Origin of the sequence: Streptomyces sp. NPDC004610 (assembly GCF_040609715.1) — a bacterium.
In the GTDB taxonomy this organism is placed as follows: domain Bacteria; phylum Actinomycetota; class Actinomycetes; order Streptomycetales; family Streptomycetaceae; genus Streptomyces.
Genome location: NZ_JBEXLA010000035.1, coordinates 45,581 through 59,609 on the forward strand (window position 1 = coordinate 45,581; position 14,029 = coordinate 59,609).

11 protein-coding genes are annotated in these 14,029 nt (G+C 74.0%); 1 reads left to right on the forward strand and 10 read right to left on the reverse strand.

The window, feature by feature from the left end:
- Position 1: 1 nt before the first annotated feature.
- The 4 genes from ABZX40_RS31740 to ABZX40_RS31755 form a co-directional block, all read right to left on the reverse strand.
- Positions 2-2,254 carry a hypothetical protein gene (locus tag ABZX40_RS31740; RefSeq protein WP_355733536.1) on the reverse strand — a complete coding sequence of 751 codons (2,253 nt, stop codon included), beginning with the start codon at positions 2,252-2,254 and terminating at the stop codon, positions 2-4.
- A gap of 101 nt (positions 2,255-2,355) precedes the next feature.
- Complete coding sequence (locus ABZX40_RS31745) at positions 2,356-2,787, reverse strand: DUF5958 family protein (protein ID WP_355733533.1); 432 nt, start codon at positions 2,785-2,787, stop codon at positions 2,356-2,358.
- A 101-nt stretch (positions 2,788-2,888) separates the two neighbouring features.
- Positions 2,889-3,245, reverse strand: coding sequence for a hypothetical protein (locus tag ABZX40_RS31750; protein WP_355733530.1), 357 nt, complete (start codon positions 3,243-3,245; stop codon positions 2,889-2,891).
- Positions 3,246-3,285: 40 nt separating this feature from the next.
- Positions 3,286-3,744: a hypothetical protein gene (locus ABZX40_RS31755; RefSeq protein WP_355733527.1), complete on the reverse strand. Its 459-nt coding sequence runs from the start codon at positions 3,742-3,744 to the stop codon at positions 3,286-3,288.
- Positions 3,745-4,101: 357 nt separating this feature from the next.
- On the opposite strand from ABZX40_RS31755, the gene ABZX40_RS31760 reads away from it, so the two are divergent.
- Positions 4,102-7,092, forward strand: coding sequence for a BTAD domain-containing putative transcriptional regulator (locus ABZX40_RS31760; protein WP_355733524.1), 2,991 nt, complete (start codon positions 4,102-4,104; stop codon positions 7,090-7,092).
- 48 nt (positions 7,093-7,140) lie between these two features.
- Here ABZX40_RS31760 and ABZX40_RS31765 read toward each other — a convergent pair whose 3' ends face one another.
- The 6 genes from ABZX40_RS31765 to ABZX40_RS31790 form a co-directional block, all read right to left on the reverse strand.
- Complete coding sequence (locus ABZX40_RS31765; RefSeq protein ID WP_356008922.1) at positions 7,141-7,629, reverse strand: carbonic anhydrase; 489 nt, start codon at positions 7,627-7,629, stop codon at positions 7,141-7,143.
- A gap of 156 nt (positions 7,630-7,785) precedes the next feature.
- Complete coding sequence (locus ABZX40_RS31770; protein WP_355733518.1) at positions 7,786-8,412, reverse strand: hypothetical protein; 627 nt, start codon at positions 8,410-8,412, stop codon at positions 7,786-7,788.
- Positions 8,409-9,938 carry a HAMP domain-containing sensor histidine kinase gene (locus ABZX40_RS31775; protein WP_355733516.1) on the reverse strand — a complete coding sequence of 510 codons (1,530 nt, stop codon included), beginning with the start codon at positions 9,936-9,938 and terminating at the stop codon, positions 8,409-8,411. The genes ABZX40_RS31770 and ABZX40_RS31775 overlap by 4 nt, the downstream gene beginning before the upstream one ends.
- A gap of 83 nt (positions 9,939-10,021) precedes the next feature.
- A complete protein-coding gene (locus ABZX40_RS31780) occupies positions 10,022-10,705 on the reverse strand; it encodes a response regulator transcription factor (protein WP_355733513.1) in 684 nt (227 codons plus the stop codon).
- A 59-nt stretch (positions 10,706-10,764) separates the two neighbouring features.
- A complete protein-coding gene (gene murJ, locus ABZX40_RS31785) occupies positions 10,765-12,702 on the reverse strand; it encodes a murein biosynthesis integral membrane protein MurJ (RefSeq protein WP_355733510.1) in 1,938 nt (645 codons plus the stop codon).
- The gene (locus ABZX40_RS31790) at positions 12,627-13,766 is read right to left on the reverse strand and encodes a peptidoglycan bridge formation glycyltransferase FemA/FemB family protein (protein WP_355733914.1); all 1,140 of its coding nucleotides are present in this window, start codon (positions 13,764-13,766) and stop codon (positions 12,627-12,629) included. Before ABZX40_RS31790 ends, murJ begins: the two co-directional genes overlap by 76 nt.
- Positions 13,767-14,029 lie beyond the last annotated feature (263 nt).

Below are 14,029 nucleotides of genomic sequence, written 5' to 3' on the forward strand. Positions count from 1 at the left end.
GCTACTCCTCGGGTTCTTCCGCCGGCGGCACGATGTAGTCGTTCCAGGCCGGTGGCGGGAGCGTGAAGGTCGCCGCGCAGGTGAACACCTCACGGAAGAACGCGGGGTCGGTGAGGGCGTCGTAGTGCCCCTCCTCGGTGAAGCGCTGTTCCGGGAGGTGTCCCCGCGCGCGGCGGCCGATGCGGGCGGCCTCCTTGTCGCCGGGGGCGCCGAGTTCGCCGGACAGCCGGAAGTCGAAGGGCCGGGTGGTGCCGTCGAGCCGGAGATACAGGTCGAACTGGCAGTCGCCGTCGGTCTCCGTGTTCCGCAGGAACGCGGTGAAGCGCCAGCCGCCGTCGCTGCGGACGGTGAGCCGGGCCTCGGAGCAGTACAGCGGGAGGCGGGTGCCGACGGTGCTGTAGACCCAGATCTCCCGGCCGAGGGTGAAGATCCGTTCGTCGCCGGGCGGGATCTCGCCGTCCGGCAGCGGTACGGCGGCCGGGGGCAGCAGGAACCAGTCGTGCCAGTCGCCGTCGACGTACCAGGCCGCGGTTCGTTTCCCGGCCCGGTCCACGCCGAAGACCTCCATGTGGTGGTCGTCGCGGGACAGTGTCGACAGATGGGCCGGTCCGGCGAACGGCTGCTCGGCGCGGACCCGGAACCAGTCGTGCCAGTTCTCCGAGTCCCAGTAGTTCCCCCAGGTCTGGCCGTCCCGGTCGACCGTATAGACCTCCAGGTGGTCCTCGTGCCGGGAGAGCGCGGCGATCGGCGACCCGGCCTCGTAGGCGCGGCCCCCGAGGGTGTACCACTCGTGCCAGTCATGGCCGTCCCACCAGGTGCCCCGCACCAGGCCGTCCGTGCCGATGCCCCAGATCTCCAGATGCTCCTCGTGCCGGGAGTGGGCCGCGAGCGGTGATCCGGGCGGGAACTCGTACGTCCCGATCCGCTTCCACTCGCCCCACTCGCCGCCCCACGCGGCGGCCCGCAGCCGACGGTCCCCGTCGACGGCGTAGACCTCCATGTGGTCGTCGTTGCGGGACAGCGCGACGAGATGCCCGCCCGCCGGGAAGACCTGGCCGGGGATCTCGTACCAGCCCCGCCACTCGCCGTGCCACCAGTTGCCCCAGACCCGGCCGTCGCGGTCGACGCCCCACACCTCCATGTAGTCGTCGTTGCGGGCCACGGCGGTCAGCGGTGCCCCGGCCGGGAAGACGGGGCCGGGCAGGGCGAACCAGCCCTTCCACTCCCCGTTCCACCAGGTGGACCACACCTGTCCCTCGCCGTCGACGGCGAAGACGTCCATGATGTCGTCGTTGCGGGAGAGGGCGGCCACATGGGCGCCGGGCGGGAAGAGATGCCCGGCCAGCAGAAAACTGCCGTCCCAGGCGCCCTGCCACCACCAGGACGTCCACATCCGCCCCTCGGTGTCGACGGCGAAGAGCTCCATGTGCCCGCCGGTGCGCGACAGCGTGGCCGTCGGGGCGCCGGGCGGGAACGACGCCTCCACGGTGTAGGGCGGCGGGACCGTGTACGCGAAGGGCTGCCGGGTGGCCAGGACGGTACCGATCCGGTCCAGGTTCTGGCGGGCCCAGGTGAAGCCCGCGCGGTTGCCCAGCGACTGATACAGCGTCACCGACTCCCGGGCGGGCACCACGGCCTCCTCCGGCGCCCCCGCCGCCAGCAACTGCGATCCCAGCACGACCAGGGCACCGGCCAGCGCCGGACGGTCCTGGGCGGCCCGGTGGATACCGGCCTCCTCCTCCGTCTCCCGCGCGGCCTCCCGGTACCGCCCGGCCGTCTGGTACCGGCGCGCGAGGTTCTGGAGGGCCCAGGCGATCCCGCCCGCCCCGCCGAGCCGCCGGTACACGGCGGTGCCCTCCAGGGCGGCGCCGAGGGCCTCGTCCAGCCGTCCGGCGGCCTCCAGCTGCGACCCGAGCGTGACGAGCGCGTGCGCGAGCCCCGCCAGGTCACCCGCCGCCCGCTGGAGGGCGACCCGCTCGCCGGTGGCCTCGACGGCCTCCGCGAACCGCCCCGCCGCGGTGCAGCGCCCGCCCAGATTCTCCAGGGCCCAGGACAGCCCCTCACGATTGCCGAGCGCCCGGTACAGCCCGGCCCCCTCCCGCGCCGCCGCGACCGCCTCGTCCAGCCGTCCGGCCTTCTGCAACTCCGCCGACAGGACGATCAGCGCGTGGGCCAGCTCCGGTTCGTCCCCCCTCTCCCGGCAGACCCGAACCCGCTCCTGAGCCTCTTCCAACGCACCGCTGATACCTGCCACGCCCTCGACCCTTCCCTTCCGGCGCGGTCGTGGAACCGGTGGGGGGTGGCGGTGCCACTTGGGGGTGACGCGGCGGGTGCGGTCGCACCGGCCGGGAGCCGTCAGGGTGCCGACCCGCCCGGAGACAGCCGGTGCCAGGTGTGGTGGCAGGCGCCCTTGCAGCGCGTCTCCCTGCGGCGGGTGTCCGCGACGGCGAACACACAGACCAGGACGCGGAACGCTGTCACATGCTCGTCGGCGGGGAGACCCGCGAACCCGTAGCGGGGCGGGTCCAGACAGATCATCACCGAGGGGTTCGCCGTGGGCTTGACCCCGGAGAGCGCGACCCCCGCCCGCCCGTCCGCGGCCGTGACGCCCGCCTGCATCGCGTACCCGGCGACCTCCTGGAGCACCATCTTCCGGTACGGGAGGGAGAGCCCGGTGAACCAGGCCGTCCCTTCGCCCGGTGTGCGGAGCCGCTGGGCGATCTCGTTGACGATCCGCTCGATCTCACGCCGGAAGCCGGAGTCGTCCCAGGGGTTCGGTTCGGTCATCGCCCGATGATTCCACGCCGCGGTCTCTTCCGGTCCGGGGACGGCCCCGCCCGTTGGCGCGAGCGCGGTCGTGAGGCCGGTGTGTCTCACGACCGCGTCGCTCAGCCGCCGATCCGGTCGATCACCGGTGTGCTGCACTCGTCGTTGCCCAGGCCGGGCCCCGTGGTGCACACCCAGAGGGTGATGGTTCCGTCCTCGCGCATGTCGTAGTTGCAGGTCCGCGACACCTGCGGGGTGGTCACACTGCACGACCCCGAGCGGCCGTAGTTCGTGTACCACTCGACCGAGCTGGTCCGGCCCTCGTAGTGCTCGACCCAGACCTTGTCGCCGTAGCTGATGAATCCGCCGTAGGCGTAGCCGTTGCCGACCACGGCGTCGGCGTGCGCCGAGGTCGAGAACCACAGGACGGTCGCGGCGGCGCCGACGGCGGCCACCGCGAAGCGGGAGACGGTACGCATGGGAACCCCTTCTTTCACTGGGAGTCGGTGGTGTGCGGGATCAGGCGTAGGTGATGTCGGACGCGCAGCGGGCACCGCTCTCGCCCGGGTAGGTCTTGCCGAGGCACACCCACACCCGGACCCAGGCGACATCGGAGTCGGTCGACTCCCAGGTGATGACCTGCCCACCGGAGGTGGAGGTGTCGTCGGTGGCGAGCGGCCCGTAGAAGAAGCCGGGGGTGGTCACATAGGCGCGGGCGGCGACTCCGTCGGCCTGGTGGTCCTGGACGTAGTTGAAGTACGCGTCGTTGAAGTCGGCGCTGGCGCTGTAGATACAGGCCGTCGCCTGGACGTGTCCGCCGTTGAGGCCGGCCGCGTTCCGGACCGTGGCGGACAGGGTCTCGCAGCCTGCCGCCCGCGCCGAGGCGGGCAGGGCCACGCCGAGGGCGGTGAAGGCCACCGTGGCGGCGCACACGGCGGAGAGGGCACCGCGGGCGCGGCGCGGGATACGGGCGGTCATGACAGGGTTCCCCCAAGAAGGTGAGGCGGTCCGGGAGGACCGGCGTGCCGGTGGCGGCGGTGGACCGGGCCCGGCGGTGGTGTGGTGGCCGGTGTCTCCGAGCAGGGCTACTCCCCTGAGGTGCCGGGTCCGTGCTGCCCCCGAACTGGGCCACCCCCCTGAGGTGCCGGGTCCGTGCTGCCCCCCGAGCAGGGCCGCCCCCTGAGATGCCGGGTCCGTGCTGCTCTCACCGTCGCGGAGCCGGTGTCGGTAAACCTCTGGAAAAGCTTGAATCCGCCTAGGTCCGCAGGTCGGTGGCGTTCAGAGTGGGACGTGCGGGGGACGCAGGGGGTGTCGTCGGGTGACACAGGGGGTGGGATGGCCACGCGCTTCGGGATCCTGGGGACCATCGAGGTGCGGCGGCACGGCATCCCCGTCGACGTGGGGCACGCGATGCAGCGGCGGGTGCTGGGGGCGCTGCTGGTCGACGCGGAGCAGGGGGTGTCCGCCGACACGCTGGTGGAGCGGGTGTGGGGGGACACCGACCTGGCGAACGGCCGCCGGACCCTGTACGGGTACCTCTCCCGGCTGCGGCACGCCCTCGCGGCCGAGGGCACGGCCCTCACCCGGGAGCGGGGCGGCGGCTACCGGCTCGCGGTGGAGCCCTCGGCGGTGGACGCGCACCGCTTCCGGGCGCTCGCGGACCGGGCGCGGCAGGCGGGCGGCGACGCACAGGCGGAGGAGCTGTGGCGGGAGGCGCTGGCGCTGTGGCGGGGCAGCGCCTTCACCGGCGTGGACACCCCGTGGTTCAACGCGCAGCGCCACCTCCTCGACGGCGAGCGGCTGGCCGCCCAGCTGGAGCTGGCCGATGTGCGGCTGCGCCTGGGCCGGCACGACGGGATGGTGAGCGAACTGGCCGACCGGGCCCGGTCGTATCCGCTCGACGAACGGGTGGCCGGGCAGCTGATCCTGGCCCTGTACCGGTGCGGACGCCAGGCCGAGGCGCTGGAGGTGTACGAGCGCGCCCGGCGGCGGCTCGCGCACGAACTCGGTGTCGACCCCGGCGCGGCGCTGCGGCGGCTGCACGGACGGATCCTCGCCGGTGATCCCGAACCGGCCGCGGCCCCCCGACCGGCCGCCCGGAGCGGCCCGGCGGCCGGTCCGCCCATGGTGCGCCAGCTGATCCCCCGGCTCCTCCCGGCGGACCGGTCCGTCTTCGTCGGCCGGGAGAGCGAGACGGACGAGGCCCGGCGGCTGCTCGGCACCGACGACCGGCCCGGTCCGCCGACCCTGCTGGTCACCGGCGCCGCCGGAGTGGGCAAGACGGCCTTCGCCGTCCGCACCGGGCATCTGCTGGCCGCCCGCTTCCCGGACGGCCAGCTCCACGCGGATCTGCGGGGCTTCGGCGACGAACCGGCCGACCCCTTCACGGTCCTCGGCACCTTCCTCCGCGCCCTCGGCATCCCCGGCGGCGCCGTGCCCGCGGAGCTGACGGAACGGGTCCACCTCTACCGCACCCTCCTCGCGGGCCAGCGCACCCTGGTCGTCCTGGACAACGCCGCCGGTGTCGGACAGGTCAGCGACCTCCTGCCCACCGGGGTGCGCTGCGCCGCCATCGTCACGAGCCGGACGACCATGGCGGAACTCGGCTGCCACCGCCTGCCCCTGGGCGTACTGGACTCCGGGACGGGGCTCGCACTGCTGCGGGAGATGCTCGGCCGGGACCGGACCGACGCGGAGTCGGGCCCGGCCCGCGCCATCGTGGACACCTGCGGCGGCCTCCCGCTCGCGGTATGGGTCGCCGGTGCGCGGCTGGCCGCCCGGCCGGGCTGGCCCCTGGCCAAGGTGGCGCGCGCCCTCGCCGACGAACAGCGCAAGCTGGACGAACTGGCCGTCGGCCATATCGCCGTACGGGCCAGTCTCGAACTCACCTACCAGCAGATGAGCGCGGCGACCCGGCACGGACTGCGGATGACCGCCCTGCTGCCCGGACCGGGCTTCGCCGCCTGGGCGCTGGCCGCGCTGCTGGACACCGGGCTCGCCCAGGCGGAGGCGGTCCTCGACGACCTGGTCGAGGTGCATCTCGTGCAGATCGGCCCGGCGGACACCTCCGGCATCCGCTATCAACTCCACGACCTGGTACGGCTGTTCGGCCGGGAGCGGGCCGAACAGGACGTCCCGGAAGAGGAGCGCGCCGCCGCCCTCACCCGGCTGCTCAGCGCGAGTCTGCACCTCGCCGACCTGGCCGGGGACGCCCTCAGCGTCGACTTCCAGGGCATCTCACAACGGGACCTGGCCCCCTGGCAGCTCCCCGCGACCGAGGCGGCCCAGTTGCTCGCCGACCCGTTGGCCTGGTTCACCGAGGAACGCCGGTTCCTGATCGATGTGGCGGAGCAGGCGCTCGACGCGGCGGAGAGCGTCGCACCCGCCGCCGGACTGGCCACCGCCCTCACGACCCTCTTCCAGGTCGGCAGTCACTTCGACGACTGGGAGCGGCTCCAGAACCGGGCCCTCAAAGCGGCCCTGAGCGGCGGCGACCGTCACAGCGCCGCGAAGGTCCACCGCTGCCTCGGCGAACTCACCACCATCCTCGACCGCTACCCGGAGGCGCTGGACCACTTCGAGCAGGCCCTCCGGCACGCCGAGGGCCAGGGACCCGCCTACCGGGCCGGTGCCACGGCGGGGCTCGCCTATGTGCACCGGCTCCTCGGCCAGTACACCCTGGCCGTGCGCCACTTCGAGGAGGCCGCCCGGCTCGCCGAGTCGGCGGGCAATGCCAACTGCGTCGTCTACGCGACCAACGGCCTCGGGGTCATCGACCTGGAGCAGGGACGGGTCGAGGCCGCCGTCGCACGGTTCACGATCTGTCTGCGGGTCAGCCGGGTCGCGGGCTACCGGCCGGGGGAGGCCCAGGCGCTGCGCTGTCTGGGCCAGAGCCATCGGGCACGCGGCGCCTACCCGGCCGCCGCCGACGCCTACCGCCGGGCCGCCGCCATCAGCGACGACCTCGGCGACCGGCTCAGCGCCACCCACGCCACCTGCTGGCTCGGGGACGTCCTGGTCCGGCAGGGCGAACACCGGGAGGGACGCCGTCTGCTCGCCCGGAGTCTGTGGACCTACCGGGCGTTCGGCAACCTCTGGGGCGAGGCCGCGACCCTGTACGCCCTCGCGGAGGCCCACCTCGCGGTGGGCCGTCCGGGACCCGCCCGCCGACGCGCCGAGGCCGCCGTACTACTCTGGCGGCAGATCGGCTCCAGCACCTGGCTGGCCGTGGGCCTCGACACCCTGGCCGGGGCCCACGCCCTGGCGGGCGACCACCCGGCTGCGGACCGCGCCCGCGCGGAGGCGGAGCGGTTGCGGTCGGGGTGAGCTGCACCGGGCCCGGTGCAGCTCACCCCGGTCAGCGGGCCGCCCGGCTCACTTCACCTCGGTCAGCAGCCCCGTCTCCACATCGAAGACGAACCCCCGCACATACTGCTTGTGCGGGACGAACGGGTCCGCCTCGATACGGCGGATCGACTGGCGGACGTCGTCCTCCAGATCGGCGAAGGCTTCCGGGGACCACGGCGGGCGGATTCCCGTCTCCTTCTCGATGTCCCGCTTCAGATCGTCGTCCCGGAAGGTCTGCATCCCGCAGTCGGTGTGGTGGATGAGCATGATCCGGCGGGTGCCCAGCAGCCGCTGGCTGATCACCAGGGACCGCAGCGCGTCCTCCGTCACCGCCCCGCCCGCGTTGCGGATGACATGGGCGTCGCCCTCCCTCAGACCCAGCATCGAGAAAATGTCGAGCCGGGCGTCCATGCACGCGACGACCGCCAGCTTCCGTGCCGGGGGCAGTGCCAGGGCACCGCCGAAATCGGCGGCGTACGCCGTGTTGTTGACCAGTGACTCGTCCACGACCGACATCGTGTGACCTCCCGTTCCGGACCGGCGCACCCTGCGCCGTCCGGGGGTGAAGCTATCGGTACCGGCTACCGAGAGTGATCGCGAACACGCGGGCCGTGGCGCGGACGACGGGGGAAATCCCCTGCGTGGCCGTGGGTCCCGCGCCGCCCAACGGGCTCACGAGGTCCACTCGTTCGGTGTCAGTTCCTCGGGACGCGGCGGTGCGAGCGAGGGCCGGACCGTCGACGGGACGATGTCGATGGCCGCGTCGCAGGGCGTGGCCTCCATGGTGCCGTCGGTGCCCGCCAGCGTGATCTGCGTCCAGCCGCGCCGTTCATGGGCGAGGGCGGCCGTGCACACCACCTGCCGCAGGGCCGTGCCGTCGAGCGCGTCGAGGGCGAGCGGCAGCCGGACCGTCAGCGCGAACTCGCCGTCCACCGACACCCGTACCGGCCGATCGGGCGGGAGCCGCAGCGGCGTGCTGGTCAGGCCGGTCGCGCGCTCCTCCGGGGTCGGACCCTCGAACAGCGCCTCGACGGCCTCCGCCACCAGCACCGGCGGCTTCGGCGGCAGTTCGCCCCAGGTCCGGGCCCGGAACACCGGGACCAGCCGGCCACTGGGGGAGCGGAGGAACACCATGCTCCAGTTCTCGGGGGCGAGGGGCAGACCGATCACCGCCGGATCGCCCGCCTCCACCGGGTCGGTCGCGCTGATCCCGCACCCGGTGAGCAGCGCCCCGGCCACCACCGCGGCTCCGGCCCGCCGCGCCGCCAGCGGTACCCGCCCGCGCGCGTCCGCGCTCACGCCCCCCGCTCCTTCCGCCGTCTCCGCCCGGCAGCCCCCGTCGCCTCGTCCGCCGGGCCCTGGGATTCCGCCAGGGGCAGCGTCACCGTGAACACCGCGCCCGGTCCGTCACCGCGGTTCGCGGCGTCGATGGTCCCGCCGTGCAGCCGTACGTTCTCCGCCGTGATCGCCAGGCCCAGACCGCTGCCCGCGGAGCGGGTGCGGGCCGGGTCCGCCTTGAAGAAGCGGTCGAAGACATAGGGCAGGACCTCCGGGCGGATCCCCGGACCGCTGTCCATGACCTCCGCGCACAGCCGTCCCGCACCGTCCCGCCCGGCCGGGTCGCGGCGCAGCCGCACCGTCACCGGGGCGGCGCCGTGGCGCAGCGCGTTGCCGACCAGGTTGGCGATCACCACATCGAAGCGGCGCGGGTCCAGACGGGCCCGGATGCCGTCGGCGAGGTCGGTGCGGACCCGGTCGCTCCAGTGCCGCCCGGCCAGCGTCCGGCGGATGGTCTCGGCGACATCGACCTCGTCCGTGTTCAGCTCGGCGGCCCGCGCGTCGAACCGGGAGATCTCCATCAGATCCTCCACCAGCACCGCGAGCCGCCCCGTCTCCGTGCTGATCAGCCGGACCGCCCGCGCGGTGTCCGGGTCGAGCCCGGCCGCGTCCTCGTCCAGCAGCTCGGTGACCGCGAGCATGCCCGCCAGCGGGGTGCGCAGCTCATGGGAGACATCGGAGGCGAACCGGCGGGCCCGGGTCTCCGCCTCCCGCAACTCCGTCACCGACCGCTCCAGCGCCGCCGCCGACTCATTGAACGTCCCCGCCAGATCGGCGAGTTCGTCCCGCCCCTTCACCGGGATCCGGGTGTCCAGCCGCCCGCTGCCCATGCTGAGCGCCGCCCCGCGCAGCTCACGCACCGGGCGCAGCACACTGCGGGCCGCCAGCAGCGCCGGTACCAGCGCGATCGCCAGGCCCGGCAGCGCCCCGTTGCGGGCGGCCGTGACCAGCGCGTCGATCTGCATCTGCTCCTCGTCCAGCGGCAGGACGGCGTACATCACCAGACCGGTGTCGATCTCGCTGTGCTCGACCAGCCCGATCACCACGGGCATCCCGACCACCAGATAGGGCCGCCCGTCCTTGACGACCCGCTGGAAGCTGCCGTGCGGATGGCTCACCGCCCGGCGCCGCAGCTCATCGGTGACGACCGTCGACACCGGACTCGTCCCCGACGAGACCCGTACGCTCGTGCCGTACTCGGCGAAGACATAAAGGGTGCGTGGCTTGCCCAGCTTGGCGAGGGAGCGGACGGCGCTCTGGAGTCCGGCCCGTTCGATCGGCACCTGCACGGTGTACTGGCGGATCTGGTCGCGGAACGACGACACCGCCGTGTCCTGGGTCGCCTGGAGCACCGAGTTGCGGGCCTCGCGGTAGGTGAGGGCGGCCGTGGACACCGCGGTGACCAGCGCCACCAGCAGGAACGCGAAGACCAGCCGGGTCCGCAGCCCGATGCGGGTCCGCCGGGCCCGCCCCCGCCGCCGGCCCACCGCTCCCCGCCGCCCGGCCGGTCCCCGCCGCTCCACCGCGCCCCGCCGCCCCGCCGGTCCCCACCTCCCCACGGCCACCCGCGTCACAGCGGCCCGAACCGGTAACCGAATCCGCGCAGCGTCTGGATGTAACGCGGCACGCCCGGCTGGTCCTCGATCTTGTTCCGCAGCCGCCGCACACACGCGTCCACCAGCCGGGCGTCCCCGTGGTAGCTGTGCTCCCACACATGCTCCAGCAACTGCTGACGGCTGAACACCTGCTCCGGCGCCGCACTCAGATGCAGCAGCAGCTTCAACTCCGACGGCGCCAGCGCCAGCACCCGCCCCGCCTTGGTGACGGTCAGGCCCCCGCGGTCCAGGACCAGTTCGCCGTGCCGCTCCACCACGGGCCGCTCGGCGCCCGGCGCGTCCATCCGGCGCAGCACCGCCCGGATCCGCGCCTCGATCACCTCCGTACGGGCCGGTTTGACGATGTAGTCGTCGGCGCCCGCCTCCAGACCGATGACCACGTCGAAGTCGTCGCCGCGCGCGGTGAGCATGATGATCGGGAGCTGCCCGGCCTCCCGGACCCGGCGGCACACCTCCACCCCGTTGACCCCGGGCAGCATCAGGTCCAGCAGCACCAGATCGGGCCGGAACTCCGGCAGCGCGGCGAGCCCCTCCTCACCGCTCGCCACGGCCGCCACCTCATGACCGCGTCGGCGCAGCCCCAGCTCCACCCCCTCGCGCACGGACGGATCGTCCTCGATGAGCAGTACGCGTGGCACGGCGGCCTCCCCCTTCACTTGATCGGTATGTCGTGCGCGGGTCCGTCCTCCGGCCGTGTTCAGCCGGGCGCGGGCCGCCTCTTGATCCTGCGTACGGCGCCGGAGACCGCGGCGTCCAGTTCGGTCAGGCGCAGCGGCCGGGCCAGGGCCACGAAGACCGCGCCGACCACGAGGGCGCCCGCGCCCGCCGCCCCCACGGCGCCCGCCGCACCGCTCGCCCGGGTGGCCCACAGGCCCAGGCCCGCCGCCGGTACCGCCGCCAGCAGCAGCCGCGCGATCGTCCCCGCCGACGCCGAGCGCCACAGCGGCTCACGGCGGTGGCGGGGCCCGGCCCGCCGGGAGTGCCGGGCACGCCCGCCCGGAACCGCCCGGGACGGCGGCGGCAGCAGCCTCCGGCGCAGCGCCGACGCCGTCACCACCCAGCCCACCAGCAGCGCCACCGAGTACGCCCCCGCCATCCCGGTCACCGCCCACCGCACCGGCAGCAGCACATACGAGGCCACCGCCAGCCCGGCGTTCAGCACGACGATCACCAGATTCAGCAGAAACGGCGTCCGGGTGTCACCCAGCGCGTAGAACGCCCGGGAGAGCACATACTGCCCCGAGAAGGCCACCAGCCCCGGCGCGAACGCCATCAGGATGCCCGCCATCAGGGCCACATCGTCCGCACCGGTCCGGCCGTACCCGTACACCAGCGCCATCAGCGGCTGCGCCACCGCCAGCAGGACACAGGCCGCGGGCACGATCATCGAGGAACTGGTCCGCAGCGCCGACGACACATCGCGGCGGACCGCCATCGGATCGTCATCGGCCGCGGCCCGGCTCATCCGCGGCAGCAGCGCGGTCATCAGGGAGACGGTGACGATGCCGTGCGGCACCGCCCACAGCGTGTACGCGTTGGTGTACGCGCTGAAGCCCGCCCCGCCGTCGATACCCAGCCGCGCCGCCCGCTCACCGGCCATGGTCGCCAGCCGGGTGACGACCCAGTACGCCGCCTGGTTGGACAGCACCATCAGCACCAGCCAGCCCGCCGCCCGCAGCGGCCGGGTCAGCCCGCTGCCGCGCCAGTCGAACCGGGGCCACCAGGAGAACCCCGCCCGCCGCAGCGACGGCACCAGCGCCAGCGCCTGCACCGCGATCCCGGCGGTGGTGCCCCACCCCAGCAGCGCCCGCTCCCCGGCGCTCAGCGCGCCCCCGTCACCGACCGCGAGATACAGCCCGAACACCGCGATGACGACGACATTGTTGAGGACCGGCGTCCACATCATCGCCCCGAACCGGCCCCGCGCGTTCAGCACCTGGCCGAGCACGGTGAACAGCCCCAGGAAGAAGATCTGCGGCAGGCAGTACCGGGCGAACGCGACGGTCAGCTCCGCCTGCGCCCCGCTGTAACCGGTGTACACGGCGATGATCTGCGGCGCCGCCGCGACCGCCGCCCCGGTCAGCGCCAGCAGCGCCACCGCGCACACCGTCAGCAGCCGCTGTGTGTACGCCTCGCCGCCGTCCGCGTGCTCCTTCGCGGCCCGCACCAGCTCCGGCACGAACACCGCGTTGAGCGCGCCGCCGACCAGGAGCATGTAGACCACGGTCGGGAGGGCGTTGGCGACCGCGTAGCCGTCGGCGGTCAGCCCGATGCCGAGGGCCGCCGCCACGATCGCCGACCGGGCGAAACCAGTGGCGCGGGACACCAGGGACCCGGCGGCCATGAGCATGCCGCTCCGGGCGACGGAGGGTGACTTCGACGGGGGCTGACCCAGCTGACGTTGCTGGGGCGGCCCGGATGACTGCGGGGGTACGGATGACTTCGGCGGTGCGGGCGAGGGGGGCTCCGGGGGGCGCGCCGGGTCCGCCGGGCCCTGCGGTGGACGGGGTCGTTCGGGCCGTCGTCTCCGACCGGTCGGTGCCACCGCGGGTACCTGGCTCACCGGCGGGCCAGGTAGGCCCGGAAGGCGCGGTAGAGCGCCTGGTTGGTGGTCCCGCCCAACGGTCTCTCCCATTCCCCCAGCGTCTCCACGACGCTCCCCCCGGTGCCGAGCTTCCAGCGCAGAAGCCCGTACGAGCGGTCCGCGGGGTCGAGTGTGGAGGGTACCCCGCGCATGTCGTACACCTGTGCGCCGGACGCCTGGGCGTCCAGCAGCATCCGCCACTGCAACGCGTTGGACGGTCGCACCTCGCGCCGGTGATCGGCCGAGGCGCCCGTCTGGTACCAGACGCGCCGGCCCACCGTCACCATGGTGTGCGCGGCGAGGATCTCGCCCCGGTGCCGGGCCAGATACAGCTTCATCCGGCCGGGCTCCTCCGCGTTGAGCGCCGCGTACTGACGCTGGTAGTACGCCAGGGAGCGGCCCAGCCGGAACCCGTCCCGGCGCTCGGTGATCTCCAGCAGCCGGAAGAACTCGGGCAGCTCGGCCGCGCTGCCGACGACCACCTCGACGCCCTCCTTGCGGGCCCGCCGCACATTGCGCCGCCACTCCTGGTTCAGCCCGCCCCACAGCTCCTCGCCGCCCCGCCCGGACAACGGCACCTGGAACACATGACGCGGCTGGGCGTCACCCCCGCCCTCCGTCTCCCCCTCGCCGCTGCCGCAGCGCCGCCAGCCGCGCGCGTGCAGCCGGTCGGAGACGGCGGCGCCCAGCGGGTCGACCGCGCAGTCCAGCACATCGGCCAGTCGGCGCCCCGGCCCCGCCGCCGACTTCAGCACCCGCGCGGGCCAGCTCCGGTACGGGGGCGTGGGACCGATCCGCACCGCGAAGGCGCCCGCCTCGCGCAGCCGGGCCAGCAGGGGATCGAGCCAGGTGTCGATGCCGGGGTCGGACCAGTCGGCCACGGGTCCCTCCGGCAGATAGGCGAAGTACCGCCGGGTGCCGGGGAACTGGCGCAGCAGCGCCAGCGCCACACCGGTCAGTCCCGGTGCCCCCGCCGCCGGGTCCGGTCCCCAGCCCAGCAGCAACGGCCGCCATCCCCGCTTGACCTCGGCCCAGGAAGGGCACTGGAGGAAACCGGCGCCGAGCGCGGCGCCGCGCGGGGACGCGAGGAACGCGCGGTGCGTACCCGCGCCGATGGCTTCGAGCCGGGTACCCGGCGCTCCCGCGTCCCGCTCCCGCTCGCCCGGGTCCGTCACTAGCAGCGCTGACACAGTGTGCCGCCTTCCGGCCGTGGTCCTGCGGCCAGCCGGGCGGCATGGCCGGGCAGGATGCTCACAGCGACCCGTGACCGCCCCGCGCGGGGAATGTGACCGGACCATGACCGTTCCTGGTCGGCGACTGTCACGCAGGCTCCTGCCCCGGGGGAACCGCACCGCGAAGGCGTTCTGCTCCGGCGCGG